The 22,573-nt window shown below is 48.8% G+C and carries 19 protein-coding genes; 5 read left to right on the top strand and 14 right to left on the bottom strand.

Annotated features, from left to right (window positions below; genetic code table 11):
* Positions 1-30: 30 nt before the first annotated feature.
* The 10 genes from I6L54_RS23100 to I6L54_RS23145 all read right to left on the bottom strand — a co-directional run bounded on the left by I6L54_RS23100 (position 31) and on the right by I6L54_RS23145 (position 12,544).
* Positions 31-1,437 (bottom strand): KPHS_23130 family T6SS system protein, encoded by a 1,407-nt coding sequence (locus tag I6L54_RS23100; protein ID WP_040234036.1) that lies wholly within the window; start codon positions 1,435-1,437, stop codon positions 31-33.
* Complete coding sequence (locus I6L54_RS23105) at positions 1,434-1,694, bottom strand: PAAR domain-containing protein (protein WP_040234038.1); 261 nt, start codon at positions 1,692-1,694, stop codon at positions 1,434-1,436. The genes I6L54_RS23100 and I6L54_RS23105 overlap by 4 nt, the downstream gene beginning before the upstream one ends.
* 1 nt (position 1,695) lies before the next feature.
* Entirely contained in the window at positions 1,696-2,469 is a 774-nt protein-coding gene (locus tag I6L54_RS23110; protein WP_040234040.1) for a T6SS immunity protein Tli3 family protein, read from the bottom strand.
* A gap of 9 nt (positions 2,470-2,478) precedes the next feature.
* On the bottom strand, positions 2,479-4,575 hold the full coding sequence (locus tag I6L54_RS23115) for a T6SS effector phospholipase Tle3 domain-containing protein (RefSeq protein ID WP_217124630.1): 2,097 nt from the start codon (positions 4,573-4,575) through the stop codon (positions 2,479-2,481).
* Positions 4,576-4,641: 66 nt separating this feature from the next.
* Positions 4,642-5,421: a T6SS immunity protein Tli3 family protein gene (locus tag I6L54_RS23120; protein WP_155021940.1), complete on the bottom strand. Its 780-nt coding sequence runs from the start codon at positions 5,419-5,421 to the stop codon at positions 4,642-4,644.
* A gap of 46 nt (positions 5,422-5,467) precedes the next feature.
* On the bottom strand, positions 5,468-6,241 hold the full coding sequence (locus I6L54_RS23125) for a T6SS immunity protein Tli3 family protein (protein ID WP_040233277.1): 774 nt from the start codon (positions 6,239-6,241) through the stop codon (positions 5,468-5,470).
* A 46-nt stretch (positions 6,242-6,287) separates the two neighbouring features.
* Positions 6,288-7,073: a T6SS immunity protein Tli3 family protein gene (locus I6L54_RS23130; protein WP_182289495.1), complete on the bottom strand. Its 786-nt coding sequence runs from the start codon at positions 7,071-7,073 to the stop codon at positions 6,288-6,290.
* A 46-nt stretch (positions 7,074-7,119) separates the two neighbouring features.
* On the bottom strand, positions 7,120-7,905 hold the full coding sequence (locus I6L54_RS23135) for a T6SS immunity protein Tli3 family protein (protein ID WP_182289498.1): 786 nt from the start codon (positions 7,903-7,905) through the stop codon (positions 7,120-7,122).
* Between the two features lie 9 nt (positions 7,906-7,914).
* Positions 7,915-10,011 (bottom strand): T6SS effector phospholipase Tle3 domain-containing protein, encoded by a 2,097-nt coding sequence (locus I6L54_RS23140; RefSeq protein WP_217124631.1) that lies wholly within the window; start codon positions 10,009-10,011, stop codon positions 7,915-7,917.
* A complete protein-coding gene (locus tag I6L54_RS23145) occupies positions 10,004-12,544 on the bottom strand; it encodes a type VI secretion system Vgr family protein (RefSeq protein WP_040229778.1) in 2,541 nt (846 codons plus the stop codon). The genes I6L54_RS23140 and I6L54_RS23145 overlap by 8 nt, the downstream gene beginning before the upstream one ends.
* Before the next feature lie 549 nt (positions 12,545-13,093).
* Here I6L54_RS23145 and I6L54_RS23150 point away from each other — a divergent pair.
* The 3 genes from I6L54_RS23150 to I6L54_RS23160 are packed head-to-tail and all read left to right on the top strand — an operon-like array spanning position 13,094 to position 15,653.
* A complete protein-coding gene (locus tag I6L54_RS23150; protein ID WP_040229780.1) occupies positions 13,094-13,777 on the top strand; it encodes a D-lyxose/D-mannose isomerase in 684 nt (227 codons plus the stop codon).
* 14 nt (positions 13,778-13,791) lie between these two features.
* Positions 13,792-14,652 carry a ketose 1,6-bisphosphate aldolase gene (locus tag I6L54_RS23155; RefSeq protein ID WP_040229781.1) on the top strand — a complete coding sequence of 287 codons (861 nt, stop codon included), beginning with the start codon at positions 13,792-13,794 and terminating at the stop codon, positions 14,650-14,652.
* Positions 14,649-15,653 (top strand): carbohydrate kinase family protein, encoded by a 1,005-nt coding sequence (locus tag I6L54_RS23160; protein WP_137378433.1) that lies wholly within the window; start codon positions 14,649-14,651, stop codon positions 15,651-15,653. The genes I6L54_RS23155 and I6L54_RS23160 overlap by 4 nt, the downstream gene beginning before the upstream one ends.
* A gap of 87 nt (positions 15,654-15,740) precedes the next feature.
* Here I6L54_RS23160 and I6L54_RS23165 read toward each other — a convergent pair whose 3' ends face one another.
* On the bottom strand, positions 15,741-16,472 hold the full coding sequence (locus I6L54_RS23165) for a response regulator (RefSeq protein WP_005132562.1): 732 nt from the start codon (positions 16,470-16,472) through the stop codon (positions 15,741-15,743).
* A gap of 288 nt (positions 16,473-16,760) precedes the next feature.
* Between I6L54_RS23165 and fdhF the strand changes: the two genes are divergently transcribed.
* Complete coding sequence (fdhF, locus tag I6L54_RS23170) at positions 16,761-18,908, top strand: formate dehydrogenase subunit alpha (protein WP_082031702.1); 2,148 nt, start codon at positions 16,761-16,763, stop codon at positions 18,906-18,908.
* Between the two features lie 103 nt (positions 18,909-19,011).
* On the top strand, positions 19,012-19,701 hold the full coding sequence (yjcO, locus tag I6L54_RS23175) for a Sel1 family TPR-like repeat protein YjcO (RefSeq protein WP_005132572.1): 690 nt from the start codon (positions 19,012-19,014) through the stop codon (positions 19,699-19,701).
* 104 nt (positions 19,702-19,805) lie between these two features.
* On the opposite strand, the gene gltP is transcribed toward yjcO, so the two are convergent.
* The 3 genes from gltP to nrfF form a co-directional block, all read right to left on the bottom strand.
* Positions 19,806-21,119: a glutamate/aspartate:proton symporter GltP gene (gene gltP, locus I6L54_RS23180; protein WP_005132574.1), complete on the bottom strand. Its 1,314-nt coding sequence runs from the start codon at positions 21,117-21,119 to the stop codon at positions 19,806-19,808.
* 345 nt (positions 21,120-21,464) lie between these two features.
* Complete coding sequence (gene nrfG, locus I6L54_RS23185) at positions 21,465-22,085, bottom strand: heme lyase NrfEFG subunit NrfG (RefSeq protein ID WP_040229787.1); 621 nt, start codon at positions 22,083-22,085, stop codon at positions 21,465-21,467.
* Positions 22,082-22,510: a heme lyase NrfEFG subunit NrfF gene (nrfF, locus tag I6L54_RS24480; RefSeq protein WP_199947699.1), complete on the bottom strand. Its 429-nt coding sequence runs from the start codon at positions 22,508-22,510 to the stop codon at positions 22,082-22,084. Before nrfF ends, nrfG begins: the two co-directional genes overlap by 4 nt.
* Between the last annotated feature and the right edge of the window lie 63 nt (positions 22,511-22,573).

The following is a 22,573-nucleotide window of genomic DNA, read 5'->3' on the forward strand; positions in this document are numbered from 1 at the left end:
AAAACAAGAGCGCCCGTCAGGGCGCTTACCTCATAAAAACTGCGAGTAATAAATATCCATTTCCTCCTCTATATTATGACTCAGTATCAAAGAAAAAATCATAACCGCCGTGTAAATAACCGGAATACCAATAACTAAAGGTGTAAACGTATACCATGGGTGACTTTGGAACAGTTCCAGTGGTACGAGACTTACAAATCCCATACACCATAAAATAATTGCGCACAATTTTATTATTCTCCAATAATCATCGAAATCCAGCTTATCAAGTGCCGGACAAGATCCTGGATATTTAGCAGCTATTATGCCGGATTGAATAGTATCTGCAGATGTACTGGCGAATAACTGATGGCCTTGACCATATTTTGCAGCATCCGCAGCCAACGCTAATACAACCCAGCGCTGAACCTTTGTGCTTTGCCCGGTGACGGCCTCCAGTTCATATCGACTATCGGCCAGAATACTCGTTTTTGCGTTTTCTATTCCACTAAACAATACGAATTTTGACTGCTTATCCAGTGAGTTGAACCATAGTTTTTTAATCTTACTCACATCCACTTGCTGTGCAGAAAGATATGTACTTACGATTTCATCAAGATAGTAAGGGGTACTGTCCATCATGCGTAATAAATATAAAGGTGTGTCTTTATCTTCAAGCAATTTCTCATTGGTAAAAATAAAAGCATTAGCACTTTCAAAAAAATCATAATTATTTTCACCATGCAATTCAACTGCAATAACAAGGCTATTCTCAGACATATTTAAATCAACCCAATCATTTATTAAAAAATAATCAGGACATTCGTAAAGAATATTAATTTTTCCGACCTTATCGTTGGGGATGCCCAGACTTGCCAGTACCGCCTTGAAACTATTGCCGATAGTGTCATCCGCTCCCTTAACATACATCCAGGTATTAAAAGGCCGATAATCCCTGACAAGAGAATCTTTGAGGGGCGCTATCAACTGCCTTAGCACTTTATCAATTCTGGTGTCATCCATTGAGTCAACTTCAATATCAATTCGTAACGGCGTTGCAGAACCTGCTGGCGCTTCACCCTCTAGTTTCTGAATTTTTAATGCCAGTTCAGGCACCGGGAGAATGGATGAATAGTCTAAAAGAGGCAATGCCCGTATTGCCCAGTTTTTCCACCTATTCATACCATACTGCTCAAGATAACTCGCATAGTAACATGGAAAAGATATAACACCGTAAGTGATTACCACCACACACCAGATTGCTAACACTATTAGCGACGGGATACCTATTGCATTCCATATCAGATCATCAGGGACCTTCTTGTCCTGCAACCAGCTGAATATATTGTACGTTATAAAAAACAGAAATATAGCACAGCTAATGATCAGCACAATATTAAGCGGGAATTTTTCTGGTTCTGGATACGGATTCTTGTTTGGTCTCTTCCATTTATTCATTTGCTTGTCCCCGCCGTTGGCAGTGTGGTTTTTATTGCACAACCGCATGCAGCCCTACACCCATCCACAACAACGCCTCTACCGTCCATTGTCCAGGTTGGTTCAAAATCAAGTATGGGAAAGGTCCCTTTATGCGCAATACAAAAAACAGTATCCCCCATTAAAGCGACAGGAATTCCCATAAACTTGCTACCAGAAGCTTTGTTCACATACCCACCGTTTTCCAGCGGGTCATTTAGTCTGATTACACCTTTCATATTATTTCCCTGCATCCATGTCACAGCGCATCCGGGTCCAGCCCTTATAGCCCACCACCTCCGGTTCTTTGTCCGGCAGGTTTTGGTAATTTGCTTTTTCTGACTCAACAAGATTGTCCAGTCCTTTTTTCATAAAAATAACCATACCCCACGCATATCCTGGAGATTCAGGTCTGATGTGGGCATTCACATACTCGCCACTGGACTTATGCTTGCCTGGTCTGTAGAGATAATACGTATCATCAAAGTATTGATAATCTATACCCGGACCACCCGGCTTTAAACGCGGGTCGTCAAATGGGTATGAACTCATATACAAATGATTCTGCGCCGTGGTAATAAACGCCTGGTTATTGACTACCACCACCCTTTTTATTTCCCTTCCTTCAGGTCTGTCACGCATAACACCGTCTGAGTTTCTCTCCAGCGCCGGGAAAGGAGCCATATATTTTGCGACCTGCCACGTTTGTCCGTAATCTTTAGATATTTTATATGCCCCTGGCTCCCACTCAGGCACAAGTATGTACTGTTCTGAGGGATGGATAAACTCACCCGAGAAAACCCTATAGATTGGATTGCCATAAATTGATTTGTGGACCTTTCTTTTTATGTCATGGTAAACAACATATCCTTCACAATCATAACCGATCAACTCCAGGTAGCGATTATCATCAAACCGGTAAATTACCTGTGATGGTGTTTTTTTTGTACAGGCAGTGATAGCGCATAGTAAAACTGCGCCGATTATTATTCCTACCGTATTTCCCAGTTTCATAATTTATCCTTAAACGTTAAGCGGCTTAGGCATATCCCATTGCAGATTTGGAGTCTCGGTATTGTATATTTCATTGTGTCTGGCAGGTTGAACCGTTGTTGAATGACAATATTCGTTAACCACGCCAAACTCTCCTGTCGGTAAAATATCATCCGGTCTATTCATATGTTCTTTTGTATCTGCTTTATTCAATACCCCCGAGTTATAATAATTAACTGTATCCTTGAAACCATTACGCTTCATACGCCAGTCTCCGCGCAGGAGTAGCTCGGTCCAGAATTCTCCGCAGCGGTAATCAAATGCCCCGCATATCCCCACCGCCAGATCGAAGGCCATCGCTTTCGCGGGGGCATCTTTCGACATAACAATAGAGGAATGCTGGCTGTAACCAACCTGCTCTGATTTCATCCATTCTTTTTCCAGCTCATCCGGCGTTTTTTCATAGATTAGCTTCACGCTCTTATTGTATCCCCCGCCCAGGACAACGCCTTTGGTGTAAGGCTTAGCATATTTTTTGGCGAACATCGTGAGTTCTGCGGGCGTTAATTCCTGGCCCGGCTGTAAATAATCGAAACCTGCGCCGCTGAGATTTTTGAAATCTGTCTCAGTGCGCGCAATAACCGTGGCTTTTGCCGAAAATGAGATGTCCTGATCGGGTGAACCCGGCGCTATCGAATATTTATACTGACTTCCCGCGCCCTGTAACTGGTGTCTGAAGGTGACGGGGAGCTGCTCACCATTCACAACCACATCCGCAAACGTATATTGTCTGGTCGCCAGCGTATCCTGATCAAAACAATCCTTTTCTAACGCCGGCATTTCAAAAGGCACGCTCAGTGGGCTGCCGCCTATTTCCGGACCATTTTCGCAGAAAACCCGCTGGCGCAGATTGTCTATGCCGCTGGCAATGTCATGAGGGACTCCCCGCCAGCCCAAACCCTGCACGTTAAGTAATGAAACCACGCTGTCATTAGGGCAAAAATAGTTATATACCTTGCCAAAGTTATTACGGGTATAAAGTTTATTCTTGCGCCACTGTGAATTGGTTTTACTCAGACAAATTGCGCCTTCTAATTCATCAATCTCGGCTTGCGTGTGATATTCCCCCTTGCCATATCTGGCGTTTGTCGCCATCAAATGACAGAAATTTTTAAACGTCTGCTGGCGGGCGCGATCCGTCTGGTGATGTCCGTGCGTCATCCCTTCAGCAGCCGTTTTTTCCAGGGCGTAGGGAGAATGGTTGAGGATCACACAATCGGCGGGATCGGCACCTGCTGCTTTGACCAGCATATTGGCGAGCATGGTAATAATCGTTCCCTGGGAGTGCGCAATGATATTAATGGGATCGTTTTCAGTAGGTTTATTATTTCGAATCATCAGAATTAAATCGGCCAGCCGCTGCGCGGCAAAAAACTGATAAATTCGGTGCGGGTTATCATAAATAGGATGCGTAAAATCCCCGGCATTCAGATGAAATGAAGCAAATCCTGCCGCAGCGTTCGCAGGGCCGCCGGAGCCAGGGCCTAGCATATCCGGAATAGTGGTTGTCGCATTGGCAAAGGTCCCCCCGCCTTTGGCGTACACATCGTCCAGCACGTTGCCGAAATTATCATTCTGAAATTTCAACGTGGTTTGAGGAATGTGTCCTAACTTTGCCAGCGTTGCGTTGTCATCTTCCTGGTAGGCGTTATAAGGCAGTTTTGCGGCGTCTCCTGATTTAGCCCGCTCATCGCGGTAACGCCGCTGATCGTCAATATACGTTGCATGGTCAACAGGTTTATATCCCCAGTAAAATGGGATCACCGGGCTGCGCCCGGGCATCTTCACCTGCTGCTGCTCGCCATCCCCCATATCCATTTTGTACTGATGCCATTCATGCGGATACATATCCGTGCGGCCCATACGTTCATTCAGGCCGGCAATGATCCCCTGCTCCTGATTTTGATACGCCTCGCCAACATCGTTGACGCCATGAACAAGGATCACAATACAGGGCATGGGGTTTTTAACCGCCACTTCGCAGACGGCCATTTTTCCACCGGTGGATTTAGGTACGCCTTGCACTCCCGTCACCACCACTCGCGGATTAAAGGGACTGTTACTCATTTGGCAAAATCTCCATTTTCATTTCATCCTTAAACGTTAAGCGGCACTGGCATATCCCATTGCAGATTATTTTCCCGCATTCAGGTCACAGTGCATTCGGGTCCAGCCCTTATAGCCCACCACCTCCGGTTCTTTGTCCGGCAGGTTTTGGTAATTTGCTTTTTCTGACTCAACAAGATTGTCCAGTCCTTTTTTCATAAAAATAACCATACCCCACGCATATCCTGGAGATTCAGGTCTGATGTGGGCATTCACATACTCACCACTGGATTTATGCTTGCCTGGCCTGTAGAGATAATACGTATCATCAAAGTATTTATAATCTATACCCGGACCACCCGGCTTTAAACGCGGGTCGTCAAAAGGGTATGAACTCATATACAAATGATTTTTCGAGGTGGTAATAAACGCCTGGTTATTGACCACCACCACTCTTTTTATTTCTTTTCCTTCCGGTCTGTCGACCATATTCCCATCTGAATTTATCTCCTGCCCCTGGAAGGGAGACAAATAAGATGCTACCTGCCATGTTTGCCCGTAGTCTTTAGATATTTTATATGCCCCAGGTTCCCATCGCGGTATCAGAATATACTTATCTGATGGGTGAATATATACACCGGAAAAGATCTGATACGTTGAATAAACGCCATTTACTAATTCTTTATGTATATTCCTCCTGGTATCATGATACCAGAGTGCCCCTTCGCAATCGAAGCCCTTTAGTTCCAGATATCGGTTATCATCATAGCGATAAATGACCTGTGAGGGTGTTTTTTTTGTACAGGCAGCGATAGCGCATAGCGAAATGGCTCCGATTATTATTTTTAACGCACTTCCCTTTTTCATAATTCATCCTTAAACGTTAAGTGGTTTAGGCATATCCCATTGCAGATTATTTCCCTACATCCATATCGCAGTACATCCGGGTCCAGCCCTTATAGCCCACCACCTCCGGTTCTTTGTCCGGCAGATTTTGATAGTTGGCCTTATAGCCTTCCGTTAAATGGGCTAAGGATGCTTTCATAAATACCACCGTTCCCCAGGCAGCACCTGGAAACTCAGGACTGGTATGACCGTCCACATACTCGCCACTGGATTTATGCTTGCCTGGCCTGTAGAGATAATACGTATCATCAAAGTATTTATAATCTATACCCGGACCACCCGGCTTTAAACGCGGGTCGTCAAATGGGTATGAACTCATATACAAATGATTCTGCGCCGTGGTAATAAACGCCTGGTTATTGACCACCACCACTCTTTTTATTTCTTTTCCTTCAGGATAGTCACGCATAACCCCATCGGAGTTTCTCTCCTGCGACCGGGAAGAAGCCATATAGTTTGCTACCTGCCATGTTTGTCCGTAGTCTTTAGATATTTTATATGCCCCAGGTTCCCATTCAGGCACAAGAACGTACTGTTCTGAGGGATGGATAAACTCACCCGAGAACACTCTATAGATTGGATTGCCATAAATTGATTTGTGGACCTTTCTTTTTATGTCATGGTAAACAACATATCCTTCACAATCATAACCGATCAACTCCAGGTAGCGATTATCATCAAACCGATAAATTACCTGCGAGGGTATTTTTTTTATACAGGCAGAGATAATACATAGTGAAATCACTCCAACAATTATTCTTACCGTATTTCCTTGTTTCATGATTTATCCTTAAACGTTAAGCGGTTTGGGCATATCCCATTGCAGATTATTTCCCTGCATCCATATCGCAGTACATCCGGGTCCAGCCCTTATAGCCCACCACTTCTGGTTCTTTGTCCGGCAGGTTTTGATAGTTGGCCTTATATCCCTCCGTTAAATGGGCCAGGGATGCTTTCATAAACACCACTGTTCCCCAGGCAGCACCTGGAGATTCAGGACGGGTATGACCATAATAATATTTTCCTTTAGATTTTTTCTTTCCGTCTGTATATATAGAGAGATAGTCGGTATCATCGAAGTATTGATAATCGATACCCGGACCACCCGGCTTTAAACGCGGGTCGTCAAAAGGGTATGAACTCATATACAAATGATTTTTCGAGGTGGTAATAAACGCCTGGTTATTGACCACCACCACTCTTTTTATTTCTTTTCCTTCCGGTCTGTCGACCATATTCCCATCTGAATTTATCTCCTGCCCCTGGAAGGGAGACAAATAAGATGCTACCTGCCATGTTTGCCCGTAGTCTTTAGATATTTTATATGCCCCAGGTTCCCATCGCGGTATCAGAATATACTTATCTGATGGGTGAATATATACACCGGAAAAGATCTGATACGTTGAATAAACGCCATTTACTAATTCTTTATGTATATTCCTCCTGGTATCATGATACCAGAGTGCCCCTTCGCAATCGAAGCCCTTTAGTTCCAGATATCGGTTATCATCATAGCGATAAATGACCTGTGAGGGTGTTTTTTTTGTACAGGCAGCGATAGCGCATAGCGAAATGGCTCCGATTATTATTTTTAACGCACTTCCCTTTTTCATAATTCATCCTTAAACGTTAAGTGGTTTAGGCATATCCCATTGCAGATTATTTCCCTGCATCCATATCGCAGTACATCCGGGTCCAGCCCTTATAGCCCACCACTTCTGGTTCTTTGTCCGGCAGGTTTTGATAGTTGGCCTTATATCCCTCCGTTAAATGGGCCAGGGATGCTTTCATAAACACCACTGTTCCCCAGGCAGCACCTGGAGATTCAGGACGGGTATGACCATAATAATATTTTCCTTTAGATTTTTTCTTTCCGTCTGTATATATAGAGAGATAGTCGGTATCATCGAAGTATTGATAATCGATACCCGGACCACCCGGCTTTAAACGCGGGTCGTCAAAAGGGTATGAACTCATATACAAATGATTTTTCGAGGTGGTAATAAACGCTTGGTTATTGACCACCACCACTCTTTTTATTTCTTTTCCTTCCGGATAGTCACGCATAACCCCATCGGAGTTTCTTTCCAGCGCCCGGGAAGAGGCCATATAGTCTGCTACCTGCCACGTTTGTCCGTAATCTTTAGATATCTTGTAAGCATCTGGCTCCCATCGTGGTATCAGAATATACTCATCTGATGGGTGAATATATACACCGGAAAAGATCTGATACGTTGAATAAACGCCATTTACTAATTCTTTATGTATATTCCTCCTGGTATCATGATACCAGAGTGCCCCTTCGCAATCGAAGCCCTTTAGTTCCAGATATCGGTTATCATCATAGCGATAAATGACCTGTGAGGGTGTTTTTTTTGTACAGGCAGCGATGGCGCATAGCGAAATGGTTCCGATTATTATTTTTAACGCACTTCCCTTATTCATAATTTATCCTTAAACGTTAAGCGGTTTGGGCATATCCCATTGCAGATTGGGAGTCTCGGTATTGTATATTTCATTATGTCTGGCAGGTTTAACCGTTGTTGAATGACAATATTCGTTAACCACGCCAAATTGCCCCTTTGGTAAAATATCATCCGGCCTGTTCATGAAATCTTTCGTATGGTCTTTGTTCAACTTTCCAGTATTATAATAATCAACTGTTTCCTGAAAACCATTAAGCTTCATACGCCAGTCCCCACGGCGAAGTAGTTTTACCCAGAACTCACCATTTTCGTAATCAAATGCCCCGCATATCCCCACCGCCAGATCGAAGGCCATCGCTTTCGCGGGGGCATCTTTCGACATAACAATAGAGGAATGCTGGCTGTAACCAACCTGCTCTGATTTCATCCATTCTTTTTCCAGCTCATCCGGCGTTTTTTCATAAATAAGCTGCACGGTCTTATTGTATCCCCCGCCCAGGACAACGCCTTTGGTATAAGGCTTAGCATATTTTTTGGCGAACATCGCGAGTTCTGCGGGCGTTAATTCCTGCCCCGGCTGTAAATAATCGAAACCTGCGCCGCTGAGATTTTTGAAATCTGTCTCAGTGCGCGCAATAACCGTGGCTTTTGCCGAAAATGAGATGTCCTGATCGGGTGAACCCGGTACTATCGAATATTTATACTGACTTCCCGCGCCCTGTAACTGGTGTCTGAAGGTGACGGGGAGCTGCTCACCATTCACAACAACATCCGCAAACGTATATTGTCTGGTCGCCAGCGTATCCTGATCAAAACAATCCTTTTTTAACGCCGGCATTTCAAAAGGCACGCTCAGTGGGCTGCCGCCTATTTCCGGACCATTTTCGCAGAAAACCCGCTGGCGCAGATTGTCTATGCCGCTGGCAATGTCATGGGGGACTCCCCGCCAGCCCAAACCCTGCACGTTAAGTAATGAAACCACGCTGTCATTAGGGCAAAAATAGTTATATACCTTGCCAAAGTTATTACGGGTATAAAGTTTATTCTTGCGCCATTGAGAATTGGTTTTACTCAGACAAATTGCGCCTTCTAATTCATCAATCTCGGCCTGCGTGTGATATTCCCCCTTACCGTATCTGGCGTTTGTCGCCATCAACTGACAGAAATTTTTAAACGTCTGCTGGCGGGCGCGATCCGTCTGGTGATGTCCGGGCGTCATCCCTTCAGCAGCCGTTTTTTCCAGTGCGTAGGGAGAATGGTTAAGTATCACGCAGTCAGCGGGTTTCTCATTAGCCTGCATGACCAGCATATTGGCCAGCATAGTGATAATCGTCCCCTGTGAATGTGCAACAATATTAATTGGGTCCCGTTTTGTTGCCGGTTCTCTTCGAATCATCAGAATTAAATCGGCCAGCCGCTGCGCGGCAAAAAACTGATAAATTCGGTGCGGGTTATCATAAATAGGATGCGTAAAATCCCCGGCATTCAGATGAAATGAAGCAAATCCTGCCGCAGCGTTCGCAGGGCCGCCGGAGCCAGGGCCTAGCATATCCGGAATAGTGGTTGTCGCATTGGCAAAGGTCCCCCCGCCTTTGGCGTACACATCGTCCAGCACGTTGCCGAAATTATCATTCTGAAATTTCAACGTGGTTTGAGGAATGTGTCCTAACTTTGCCAGCGTTGCGTTGTCATCTTCCTGGTAGGCGTTATAAGGCAGTTTTGCGGCGTCTCCTGATTTAGCCCGCTCATCGCGGTAACGCCGCTGATCGTCAATATACGTTGCATGGTCAACAGGTTTATATCCCCAGTAAAATGGGATCACCGGACTGCGCCCGGGCATTTTCACCTGCTGCTGCTCGCCATCCCCCATATCCATTTTGTACTGATGCCATTCATGCGGATACATATCCGTGCGGCCCATACGTTCATTCAGGCCGGCAATAATCCCCTGCTCCTGATTTTGATACGCCTCGCCCACATCGTTGACGCCATGAACAAGGATCACAATACAGGGCATAGGGTTTTTAACCGCCACTTCGCAGACGGCCATTTTTCCGCCGGTGGATTTAGGCACGCCTTGTACACCTGTCGCCACGACTCGCGGATTAAAGGGACTGTTACTCATTTGGCAAAATCTCCATTTTCATTTCATCCATTTCCGTCATATCCAGTAACGGCGTCATGCCTTCATCGTCGGTAACACCTTCAATGATTTCACCAGAGGCCTTAGTCAGTCTGAATTTTGTCTTTTTCAGAACATCGTCCGTATTTCCATAACCATGTAATTTAATACGGCGGTGAAACTGGTCTTCCTGAAAAACAGGGGATTTATCTTTAACGGATTCCGGCCCGCTCCAGTCAAGCGTGGTGCCTTTGAGCTGCACTTTCGTGGGAGAGAATATTTTTACTGAGCCATCTTCATTTATTCGAATACCGCCGCCTCCACACAGCAACTGAATATTCTTTTTGGCGCTGATGGTTACGTTGCCGTTCATACTCTGAATATGAAAATGCTGATCGGAAAGCAGGCCCATTTCCCCGCGCTGTGCCTGGACGGAAATATCATCTTTTGCGGCGATAATTTTGATCCCGATCGCTCTGCTGAAAAGCGATAACCCCTGCCCGACTGCCATGGAGAGTTTCTTAAAAACGTTAAAACTGCCGTTGTTGGCCGCGTTCAGCGACAGATCTTTGTTTGCCGACAGCGCCATGGTTTCCGGTGTGAGCAGAGCCATACCGTGATCGGCATAGGCCACCAGCCCCGAGCGAGTGAGCTGTTCAAGCGCGGCGTTAAGCTGCTGCTGTTGCTCCATTTCAACGTTTAACGCTTGCGCCGTCAGGGCGCTTTGCTGAAGAGAAGTTGCCAGCACAAGGGCTGCCTGTAGCTGTTGAACGACTGCGTTCATGTCGAGCTGCTGGCCCTGGGCTTTTGGCTGCGCCTCTGTCGTCAGCAATATTCCCTTTGCGGCTCTCAAAACAGCCCGGTCATCGGTGCGCAGTTCTGCGCCTTCACCGCGCGGCTTACCACCCGCATCAACAAGATGGCCCATGTTCAGCTGGGTTTTAGCGTACTCGGTACTTAACTTGACGTGTTCCTGTCCGCGCCGGTCTTCCATCCGCAGCTTATTAAGACCCGCAGTGCGGATGACGTTGCGGGTATTGTTGCGGCTGGTGACGGGGTCCGGCTTTGGCGCATGATGCAGGGCATGGGCAATGAAAGGTCTTTCCGGATCGCCACCTTCAAACGCAATGGCGACTTCCGCTCCCTGAATGAGCGGGAAGTGATGACCGTAAGTATCGCCGGCATAAACTCGCGCCAGACGGACGGGCATACTTTCATAGCCTTGCCTGTGCTGGTCGAGGTCAAAATCAAACTTCACCCAATAGCGACCCTGCAGATCGATGTGGGCATATTGGTCATTGTCTATTCGGGATGAAACAATTGCCGGAACCGTACCCGCGATACGCGGTCGGGGTAGCGGCTGCGGTCGAAAGCAAACGCGCTCATTGTAAGGAATACCGAACAGTTGGGATTGCAGGGCTGCATCACGCCTGCCCGTCACTCGCATTGCCGTTACCACAAAGCCCGAAGTGAACGCCTGCGGAATGGTACCGTCGATGTTAAGCACCATACCTGGCACGATCGACGGACTGGTGGTCACGCCGCTTAAAACGGACTGATTATTAAGAATAATTTCGTGATGCAGTTTGGCGTAGAACCAGCTCGATTCGCCCGGTTGTTCCTCCGCAAATTTCGATCCCGGCTGGTGATGAATATCCGCATAGCGATAATCCACTCCATACGTCATCGACGTTTGTTCAGCTTCCTCGGCATCAGCATTGAGTATGAGCGAATTGGCAAGCCGGTAGTCAAAGTTCTTTACTTTAACGGCTGCGGAAACAACGTTGTGCTTTGATACCAGCTTATCGATCGCGTAATCATTTGCTGTCAGACCCGCATGAGATGCATGCATAATCTTTTGATCGAAGATGTACCGGCTTTGTGAATCACTGAAGATAAGCACCATAATGTGCGGAACGGCATGATGATTTTCAATTCTGAACCAGATCCCAACTTCTGACAGGATGCGGCTGATAAACGCTAAATCTGATTCCTCCCACTGGACAATCATTTCCCGGTCAGGATAGGTACAAAGAAGCTCATCAAAGTCGAACTCATAATCGGCAAAAACATGCTCTTTGAGGATCTTCGTGACCAGTTTAGGAACGCTTGTATTCAAATAAACGGCCGAACGCTTGCATCGCGAGAGTAATGCGAGCTTATGCTCCAGCCTGATTTCGTACAGTGATTCGTCCGCTGAAGTGCTAATAAGTGAACATGATGTGATCATCCCTTCTATTTGCCGCTCATTGATCCACATAGCAGAATCCTGGATATATTTACTCCATTTATTATTAGGGGCTCTGATTTGTAGCGAGGCTTCAATATTAAGAAGAGATTCAGGAAGGATATCTTTAAGCTTAGAGGTGAATGTGATTTTATAACTATATGGTTTACTTAAATTTTCATTTCCGTCGATTGATTCAACATCAAGCACACCTAAACTGACCGTCCCCCTGAGGGTTAATAAGTATTTATTTATACTATCATCTGAAACTATACCTTCCAGATTATAGAATCCTGAACCTTTTTTCATTATTGCATCCCTTACCAAAAGAAAGTAACACATAAGAAATAAAGTCCAGTCAGTATATCAATAATAATAAAAAAGGGATATTTTTACTAAAAACAAATCTGGAAAGTGAGTTAATTATCATTAATTAAACATGTAATATAACCCTGACATATAAATAAACGGTTAACTGGTGCGATTTTATATTCAATAGCATCGTTTTTTAACAAAACGGTTTATATAGTGCAGTATTCGTTTTTTTCATGGTAAGGCAACAATCCAGCAGACAAATCCAAATGGTTCCAAAAACTGAGAAACGCCAAAAAAAATAAATTATTAAGTTAATGATTTACAATAACATTTATAGAAAAATCCTGTTTATTTATTATTTTATTGAATGAATCACATCCTCTCTTAAAAAAACACAATAAAATATAACTATTCCCTGTTCTGCTGTGAGGGAGAGGTAACCGGATGGTGTCCCATTTGATCTATGGGAAAGCTTTTGATTTTCGCCCTCCTCCTTTGAGAGAGGGCCGCATAAAGGTCATCTTATCAGCCACAGGAGAATCAATGAAACGCTCCGCAATAAACGAAATCCTTGGCCACACACGCCAGTTTTTTTCCCTGCACGACGTGCACCTTCCCCCTTTCGCCAGTTTCCCACCTACGCAATGGCGAAAACTTGATGCTTCCGCCTGGAGCGAAGTCTTTGACCTCAAATTGGGTTGGGATGTCACCGCATTTGGCGGCAACAATTTCGCCGCTCAGGGCTTAACGCTATTCACCCTGCGCAACGGCTCGCCAAAAGGTATGCCATACGAGAAATGCTACGCCGAGAAAATCATGCATGTTCGCGATGCCCAGGTTACGCCGATGCATTTTCACTGGCGCAAGCGTGAAGACATCATCAATCGCGGTGGCGGCAATCTGATTGTCGAACTGTGGAACGCCGGTATCAGGGAACAAACGGAGGACAGCGACGTTAATGTGGTCATTGATGGCTGCCGACAAACCCATGCCGCGGGCAGCCAACTACGCCTGACACCGGGTGAGAGCATCTGCCTGCCGCCGGGCCTGTATCACAGCTTCTGGGCGGAAAAAGGTTTTGGCGACGTACTGGTTGGCGAGGCCTCTTCTGTTAATGACGACGACCACGACAACCATTTTCTGCAACCGATTTCCCGCTACAACGACATTGAAGAAGACGAACCGGCGCTGCTAGTGCTGTGCAACGAATATCGCCTGTTCCGCTAACCAAGGAGCGCATTATGCCGTTGATCTCTCTCGCCGATGGGCTTGCCCATGCCCGCGAGCACCGCTATGCCTTAGGGGCATTTAACGTTCTGGACTCACACTTTCTGCGTGCGCTATTTGCCGCGGCAAAGCAGGAACGTTCGCCGTTTATCATCAATATCGCCGAAGTGCATTTTAAATATATCTCGCTGGATTCTCTGGTCGAAGCAGTCAAGTTCGAAGCTGCGCGGCATGACATTCCAGTGGTGCTGAACCTTGATCACGGCCTGCACTTTGAGTCGGTGGTGCGGGCGCTACGCTTAGGTTTCAGTTCAGTGATGTTCGATGGATCCACGCTGGAGTATGAAGATAATATCCGTCAAACCCGCGAAGTGGTGAAGATGTGCCACGCCGTCGGCGTATCGGTGGAGGCAGAACTGGGCGCTGTGGGCGGTGATGAGGGCGGCGCGCTGTACGGTCATGCCGACGAGTCGCTATTTACCGACCCGATGATGGCGCGTGATTTCGTCGACAGAACCGGGATTGACGCGCTGGCTGTCGCCATTGGCAATGCGCACGGCAAATATAAAGGCGAACCCAAACTCGACTTCCCGCGTCTGGACGCCATTCGCCAGCAGGCGGCGATCCCGCTGGTACTTCACGGCGGTTCCGGGATCAGCGACGACGATTTCCGTCGGGCAATCGAGCTTGGCATTCACAAAATCAACTTCTATACCGGCATGTCGCAGGCGGCGCTGTCGGCAGTGGAGGCGCGGATGGCGAATCGTCAGCCGCTGTACGACGAATTCGCCGAACTGCTGCTCGGCATTGAAGAGGCCATTACCGATACCGTTTCAGAACAGATGCGTATTTTTGGCAGCGCGGGGCAAATCTGATGGAACGTAAAGGCATTATCGCCGCAGGCAACATGCTGGTCGATCATGTACATCAGATTGTGCAGTGGCCGGAGCGTGGCTGGCTTGCGGAGATCACCCGTAGCGAACGCGCCACCGGCGGTGCGCCGCTGAACGTGCTGCTAACGCTGGCAAAAATGCACACCGGACTGCCGCTGCAGGCGGTGGGCTTAATTGGCAAGGACAGCGATGGCGATTACATCATGGCGATGCTGGAACAGTATCACGTTAATCGCCAGCATGTTCAGCGCACAACATCAGCCCCTACATCAATGTCGCAGGTGATGACCGACCCGAGCGGTCAGCGCACATTTTTTCATTCGCCCGGCGCTAATCGGCTGCTGGATCTGCCCGCTTTTGAGCAACTGGATACTTCGATGAAAATCTTCCATCTGGGCTATCTGCTGCTGCTCGACAGCCTGGACATGCCAGATGAAGAGTACGGCACGCGAAGCGCACGACTACTGGCACAAATGCGTGAAAATGGCTTTGAAACGTCGCTGGATCTGGTTTCACGTAAAGGCGATCCACGCTACCAGCCGCTGGTGATGCCCGCGCTGCGCCATCTCGACTATCTGGTGATCAATGAACTGGAAGCCGGGGAATTCAGCGGGCTGGAGATCCGCCAGCCCAACAGCGAGTTGCATATCCCGCACATCGCTACCGCCGCCCGTGAACTGCTGGATGCGGGTGTGCGCCAGCGGGTGGTGATCCACTGTCCGGAAGGCGCATGGGGGGAAAGTCCGGATCAGGCTGGCGCCTGGGTCCCGTCACAATATCTGGCGCAGGAGGAGATCGTCGGCAGCGTCGGGGCAGGAGATGCGTTTTGCGCCGGATTTTTGTATGGCTGCCACGAGTGCTGGTCGCTGGCGGACAGTATCAGGCTGGCACACGCCTGTGCGCGAGCCAGTTTGTTGTGCGCCAATGCGATAGACGGCGCGAAAACGCTGGCAGAGTTAAAGGCCGCAATGGCTGACGCCTGATGCGCTGCGCTTATCAGGCCTACGAGGTCGTTATCGCTTTTGTAGGCCGGATAAGGCGTTTACGCCGCATCCGGCAACTGCACACGATCACGCCGCCTTATCGTGATGCTGCACGTCGGCGGCGAATACATAGCCCAGCCCGCGCAGGGTTTTGATCAACATCGGTTGGTGCGGGTTAATCTCTATTTTTCGCCGCAAGCGCATGATTAACACATCAATGGTGCGGTCAAACACCTCAACGCTGTCGCTGCGCGTCAACTCCAGCAATTGCTCACGGCTGAGTACCCGACGGGCATTTTGCGCCAGCGCCAACAGGAGACTGTATTCACCCTGCGTCAGATCCACCTTCAATTGCTGAGGATTACGAAGCTGGCAACCCGCGGTGTCCAGATGCCAGCCATTAAAGGATAACCCCGTAGTTTGTGGGCCGCTGCTTTCGGGTGTTAACACACCGACACGTCTGAGCACGGCTTTTACCCGCGCCACCAGCACCCGGGCATTGAACGGTTTACCGATGTAATCGTCAGCGCCCATTTCCAGCCCCACAACCACATCCGATTCACTACCTAACCCTGTCAGCATCACCACCGGCAATCCCGGCCTTATTTTTTGCACCTGCTGCAGCACCATCAGGCCATTAATATCGGGCAACATCATGTCCAGCAATACCAGCGCGATATCCGGCTGAGCATCAATGCAGCGCAGCGCATCCTGCCCGGTGTGACAGGCGGTCACCGCAAAGACGTGTTCACTCAGCACATCCTGGAGCAGTGTGCAGATTGCCTCGTCATCATCCACAACCAGTATGGCTGGCTTCATCGTTCCTCCCCATTTCTGGCCAACTTAAATGAGTGTGATTGATTCTGCACAGAGTGACAGCGATAAGGCACAAGGACGTGTGGGAAACATAACCTCGGTCACACTGCCGGGGCGTCACGTACTGGAGATTCGTCACGTCAAATATGACGACAGCCTGTTTTTCGTCAGGGTTTTGCGCAAATTTCACCCGTATTATCGGCTGATACCCCTGATAAAAACATGGCATAAAAGATGCATAACGAAAACGACAAGCGCGTATGCGCGATTTGATTAACTGGAGCGAGACCGATGAAAAAAGTCGTCACGGTTTGCCCATATTGCGCATCAGGTTGCAAAATCAACCTGGTGGTCGATAACGGCAAAATCGTCCGGGCTGAAGCGGCGCAGGGGAAAACCAACCAGGGTACCCTGTGTCTGAAGGGCTACTATGGCTGGGATTTTATCAATGATACCCAGATCCTGACCCCTCGCCTGAAAACCCCCATGATCCGTCGCCAGCGTGGCGGCAAACTGGAATCCGTTTCCTGGGATGAAGCGCTTGATTACGTCGCCACTCGTCTGAGCGCCATCAAAGCGAAGTATGGCCCGGACGCCATTCAGACGACCGGTTCATCTCGCGGTACGGGTAACGAAACCAACTATGTAATGCAAAAATTCGCGCGCGCCGTTATTGGTACCAATAACGTCGACTGCTGCGCTCGCGTCTGACACGGCCCATCGGTTGCAGGTCTGCACCAATCGGTCGGTAACGGCGCAATGAGTAATGCTATCAATGAAATTGATAACACAGATTTAGTGTTCATCTTCGGGTATAACCCGGCGGATTCCCACCCTATCGTGGCGAATCACGTGATTAACGCTAAACGTAACGGGGCGAAAATCATCGTCTGCGATCCGCGCAAAATTGAAACCGCGCGTATTGCCGACATGCACATCGCGTTGAAAAACGGCTCGAATATCGCGCTGCTTAACGCTATGGGTCACGTCATCATCGAAGAAAAACTGTACGACCAGGCGTTCGTCGCCTCGCGTACGGAAGGCTTCGAAGAGTACAGCAAAATTGTCGAAGGCTACACGCCGGAGTCCGTCGAAGATATTACTGGCGTTAGCGCGCAGGATATCCGTCAGGCTGCACGTATGTATGCTTCGGCGAAAAGCGCGGCCATCCTGTGGGGCATGGGTGTTACCCAGTTTTATCAGGGCGTGGAAACCGTGCGTTCACTGACCAGCCTCGCAATGCTGACCGGTAACCTCGGTAAGCCAAGCGTCGGTGTTAACCCGGTTCGTGGCCAGAACAACGTTCAGGGCGCATGTGATATGGGCGCGCTGCCGGATACCTATCCGGGCTATCAGTACGTGAAAGATCCGGCTAACCGCGAGAAATTCGCCAAAGCCTGGGGCGTGGAAAGCCTGCCTGCACATACCGGCTATCGCATCAGCGAGCTGCCGCACCGTGCGGCCCATGGCGAAGTTCGTGCGGCCTACATTATGGGTGAAGATCCATTACAGACCGACGCTGAACTCTCCGCAGTGCGCAAAGGCTTTGAGGATCTGGAACTGGTCATCGTGCAGGATATCTTCATGACCAAAACCGCCGCTGCCGCAGACGTTATTTTACCGTCTACGTCATGGGGCGAGCATGAAGGCGTCTTCTCCGCGGCTGACCGTGGCTTCCAGCGTTTCTTTAAAGCCGTTGAGCCGAAGTGGGATCTGAAAACGGACTGGCAGATTATCAGTGAAATCGCCACCCGTATGGGCTATCCGATGCACTACAACAACACCCAGGAAATCTGGGACGAGTTGCGTCATCTGTGCCCGGATTTCTACGGTGCCACTTACGAGAAGATGGGTGAACTGGGTTATATCCAATGGCCTTGCCGCGACACCTCAGAAGCTGACCAGGGTACGTCTTACCTCTTCAAAGAGAAGTTCGACACCCCGAACGGCCTGGCGCAGTTCTTCACCTGCGACTGGGTAGCGCCAATCGACAAACTCACCCCAGAGTACCCAATGGTACTGTCTACGGTGCGTGAAGTCGGCCACTACTCTTGCCGTTCGATGACCGGTAACTGTGCGGCGTTGGCCGCGCTGGCGGATGAACCGGGCTATGCCCAGATCAACACCGCCGACGCAGAACGCCTGGGTATCCAGGATGAAGAGCTGGTGTGGGTGAACTCGCGTAAAGGTCGGGTCATTACCCGTGCGGCAGTCAGCGATCGTCCAAACAAAGGCGCAATTTACATGACCTACCAGTGGTGGATTGGCGCATGTAATGAACTGGTAACCGAGAACTTAAGCCCGATTACCAAAACGCCGGAGTACAAGTACTGTGCCGTTAACGTTGAACGCATTGCCGATCAGCGCGCCGCCGAACAGTATGTGATTGATGAGTACACCAAGCTGAAAGCCAGCCTGCGCGAAAGCGCGATGGGTTAGTCCATTTTCGTACCTGTTCTGCAACAGCCTCCGCCCGGAGGCTGTTTTTTTATCCATACGATCTCTTTATACTGTTCATTCCGTACCCTAAATAAAACTCAAAATGAAACAACTCATTGCATTGATGTTCTTGATGACATTCTTTGCCCATGCCAGTGATACTGAGCCAGGAAGCCAGTACTTACAGGCCGCTGAGGCAGGAGACCGACGCGCACAATACTTTCTCGCCGATACCTGGTTTAGTTCAGGCGATTTGAGCAAAGCCGAGTACTGGGCGCAAAAAGCAGCCGACAACGGTGATGCGGATGCCTGGGCCTTACTGGCGCAAATTAAGATAACCAACCCGGTCAGTCTGGATTATCCACAAGCCAAAACGCTGGCCGAAAAAGCGACCGAGGCAGGCAGTAAGGCGGGGGAAATTACGCTGGCGAGAATTCTGGTGAACACGCAGGCTGGACGCACAGATTACCCCAAAGCGATTAGATTGCTGCAAAACGCCTCGGAAAATCTGGAAAACGACTCCACTGTCGATGCGCAAATGCTGCTCGGACTGATCTACGCCAATGGCGTGGGTATTCCTGCCGACGATGAAAAGGCCACATGGTATTTCAAGCGCAGCTCGGCCATTTCTCGCACCGGGTATTCCGAATACTGGGCTGGGATGATGTTCTTAAACGGTGAGCAGGGTTTTATTGAAAAGAATAAACAGAAGGCGCTGCACTGGCTGAATCTGAGCTGTACAGAAGGGTTCGATACCGGCTGTGAAGAGTTTGATAAGTTAACAAACGGGTAATGGTTTGTAGTGCCGGATGGCGGCGCTAGCGCCTTATCCGGCCTACAGATCACAGCTTCCCGTAGGCCGGATAAGCGTAGCGCCATCCGGCAATCTTTCATTAATTACTGATTGGCGGTCTTATCAAATTTGCCCAGCACGTCGCGCTCATAAGCCAGCGCTTTCTTGCGGTCAAACTTGTGTTCCCACTTGGCGATTACCAGTACCGCCAGCGCGTTACCCACCACGTTCAGCGCAGTACGCGCCATGTCGAGGATACGGTCAACACCGGCGATAAACGCCAGACCTTCCAGCGGGATCCCGACGCTGCCAAGCGTAGCCAGCAGTACGACGAAGGAGACGCCTGGCACGCCCGCAATCCCTTTCGAGGTTACCATCAGCGTCAGTACCAGCACGATTTCCTGCCACAATGACAGGTCAATACCGTACAACTGGGCAATAAAGATAGCCGCAATACTCTGGTACAGCGTTGAACCATCCAGGTTGAATGAGTAACCGGTCGGTACCACAAAGCTGGTGATTGATGCCGGTGCGCCGTAGGCTTCCATTTTCTCAATAATACGCGGCAGTACGCTCTCAGAACTGGCGGTTGAATACGCCAGAATCAGCTCATCTTTCAGGATACGGATTAAGATCCAGATACTCAGACCACAGACACGCGCCACGATACCCAGCACCACCAGTGCAAAGAACAGGATGGCAAAATGCACCAACAGCACCAGCTTCGCCAGCGGCCACAAGGAGGCGAAACCAAAGTTCGCGACCGTGACGGCGATCAGCGCAAAGACACCGACCGGCGCGTAGCGCATAACCATGTGGGTCACTTTAAACATGGTTTCTGAAATAGAGCGGAACACGGTAACCAGCGGTTCACGGTGCGTGGCAGGCAGGGACGACAGACCTAAACCGAACAACACCGAGAAGAAGATAATCGGCAGCATGTCACCTTTCGCCATCGACGCAACGATGTTGGTCGGCACCAGTGACAAAATTGTGCCCATCAGGCCATGTGCATGACTCTGCACCTCTGCCGTTGTGCTTTGATATTTCGAAATATCCACGGTTGCCAGTTGCGACATATCAACGCCGGTACCTGGCTGGAATACGTTCGCCAGCGTAATACCGAGGATAATCGCCACGGTGGTGATCACTTCGAAATAGATAATGGTTTTGGCGCCAATACGGCCCAGCTGTTTTGCATCCCCCACCCCGGCGATACCGACAACCAGCGTGGAAATCACAATGGGCACGACGATCATTTTAATCAGGTGGATAAAGATATCACCCGCCGGTTGCAACAGGTTTAACACCAGCCATTCGCGGCTGTCACTATGGTAATGCAGGTAACTCCCCAGCAAAATGCCCAGCACCATGGCGATGAGGATCTGCCATGCCAGGCTGACTTTCAAATTTTTCATAACAACGGACTTCCTCGATGGAGCGCTATTCCGCATATAAAAATGCGAGAACAGTACATACTGAAAGGGTATGATTTGTGTTGCGTTCGTTTATAGAGTTTTTTAACGCTTATTATCATTATCATTTGCACGCTATCTCGCGCAAGCCTTTCAGAACAGGGGGTTTAGCTGAAATTATGCATAAAAACACGAGTTTATATCGGTAATCATGAATAACTTTTTGTTATAAAAGAATTTTTATTTGATAAAAAATGAAGAAGTTCTTCCATGAGTTTTTTTTGCCCACTTGTTCAACTGCCTGTTTTTTAAACAGGCAAAATGATGCAAATCACAAAAAAAACAAATTTATTTTTGCCGATTCTGCAACAATTTCGCCATATTAATGGAGTCGATCAACTGCGCACGATTCACCCTCGGCGAGTTTAAATCCATTACTTTTTGCCACACTGAAATCGCCTGTACGTAATCAGCCTGCATAAACGCATCGGAAGCCAACAGCATCAGCGCGGTGACTTCGTTACCGTCCAGCGCCAGGGATTTATCGATCATTTCGCGCGTTTGCGGTGTCATATGCTGCCCGGCCTGGTAATACAATACCGTCGCCAACGCCGAATAGATTTCGGCGTTTTCCCCCCGAAAACGCAACGCCTGCTCATAGGCCAGCAGTGCATTGTGATACGCATTTTGCCAAAGATAATATTCCCCTAGTTGCGCCCATAACACACCGTCCTGTGGAGTGGTACGAATCTGCGACTGCAAAGACAGCAGCTGTTTTTCCTGAATATTTTCATCAGAGAACGCGTGTAATGGGTCGGCCAGTCGTGCTTGCTCCTGACGGACAGCCTGCCATTTTGGTGTTAACAGATAACCGCCGATGCAGGCAATCACCATCATCGCAACCGCGGCAACCAGCCGTTTCACCGGCATCGGACGAAACGGTACCACGCCGCGTTCAGACTGACTCATCGCTCATCCTCCTCGGTACGCTGGCGCGCTCTCACTCGCCAAATCGCCACGCCCACCAGTAGCAATAACACGCACGGTAGCGCCCATAGCAGCAGTGTTTGCTCATTCAGTGGGGGGTTATAACGCACAAAATCACCGTAACGCGCGGTCATCCAGGCGGTGATCTCTGCTTCGTTTTTCCCCTCTTCAACCATGCTGTAAACCTGATGACGCATACTGACCGCCACTGGCGCATTGGATTCCAGTAAGTTTTGGTTTTGGCACTGTGGACACCGCAGTTGGCTGGCAATAGACAGCGCTTTCTCCTGCTGTTGCGGGTTGGCAAACGTCCATGTATCCACAACCTGGGCATGCGTAGAGAACGTGATGAAAAACAAGACGATCGTTAAGAGTAAAAACTTTCTGCCGGATGACGCTGCGCTTATCCGGCCTACGGTTTGCGCACCTTGTAGGCCGGATAAGGCATTTACACCGCCATCCGGCAACGC

The sequence above is a fragment of the Citrobacter pasteurii genome (assembly GCF_019047765.1).
In the GTDB taxonomy this organism is placed as follows: domain Bacteria; phylum Pseudomonadota; class Gammaproteobacteria; order Enterobacterales; family Enterobacteriaceae; genus Citrobacter; species Citrobacter pasteurii.

Bases quoted from the DNA above. Each gene is read 5' to 3' on its own strand.
- I6L54_RS23100 (WP_040234036.1), bottom strand. From the start codon at position 1,437: ATGAATAAATGGAAGAGACCAAACAAGAATCCGTATCCAGAACCAGAA.
- I6L54_RS23105 (WP_040234038.1), bottom strand. From the start codon at position 1,694: ATGAAAGGTGTAATCAGACTAAATGACCCGCTGGAAAACGGTGGGTAT.
- I6L54_RS23110 (WP_040234040.1), bottom strand. From the start codon at position 2,469: ATGAAACTGGGAAATACGGTAGGAATAATAATCGGCGCAGTTTTACTA.
- I6L54_RS23115 (WP_217124630.1), bottom strand. From the start codon at position 4,575: ATGAGTAACAGTCCCTTTAATCCGCGAGTGGTGGTGACGGGAGTGCAA.
- I6L54_RS23120 (WP_155021940.1), bottom strand. From the start codon at position 5,421: ATGAAAAAGGGAAGTGCGTTAAAAATAATAATCGGAGCCATTTCGCTA.
- I6L54_RS23125 (WP_040233277.1), bottom strand. From the start codon at position 6,241: ATGAAACAAGGAAATACGGTAAGAATAATTGTTGGAGTGATTTCACTA.
- I6L54_RS23130 (WP_182289495.1), bottom strand. From the start codon at position 7,073: ATGAAAAAGGGAAGTGCGTTAAAAATAATAATCGGAGCCATTTCGCTA.
- I6L54_RS23135 (WP_182289498.1), bottom strand. From the start codon at position 7,905: ATGAATAAGGGAAGTGCGTTAAAAATAATAATCGGAACCATTTCGCTA.
- I6L54_RS23140 (WP_217124631.1), bottom strand. From the start codon at position 10,011: ATGAGTAACAGTCCCTTTAATCCGCGAGTCGTGGCGACAGGTGTACAA.
- I6L54_RS23145 (WP_040229778.1), bottom strand. From the start codon at position 12,544: ATGAAAAAAGGTTCAGGATTCTATAATCTGGAAGGTATAGTTTCAGAT.
- I6L54_RS23150 (WP_040229780.1), top strand. From the start codon at position 13,094: ATGAAACGCTCCGCAATAAACGAAATCCTTGGCCACACACGCCAGTTT.
- I6L54_RS23155 (WP_040229781.1), top strand. From the start codon at position 13,792: ATGCCGTTGATCTCTCTCGCCGATGGGCTTGCCCATGCCCGCGAGCAC.
- I6L54_RS23165 (WP_005132562.1), bottom strand. From the start codon at position 16,472: ATGAAGCCAGCCATACTGGTTGTGGATGATGACGAGGCAATCTGCACA.
- yjcO (WP_005132572.1), top strand. From the start codon at position 19,012: ATGAAACAACTCATTGCATTGATGTTCTTGATGACATTCTTTGCCCAT.
- gltP (WP_005132574.1), bottom strand. From the start codon at position 21,119: ATGAAAAATTTGAAAGTCAGCCTGGCATGGCAGATCCTCATCGCCATG.
- nrfG (WP_040229787.1), bottom strand. From the start codon at position 22,085: ATGAGTCAGTCTGAACGCGGCGTGGTACCGTTTCGTCCGATGCCGGTG.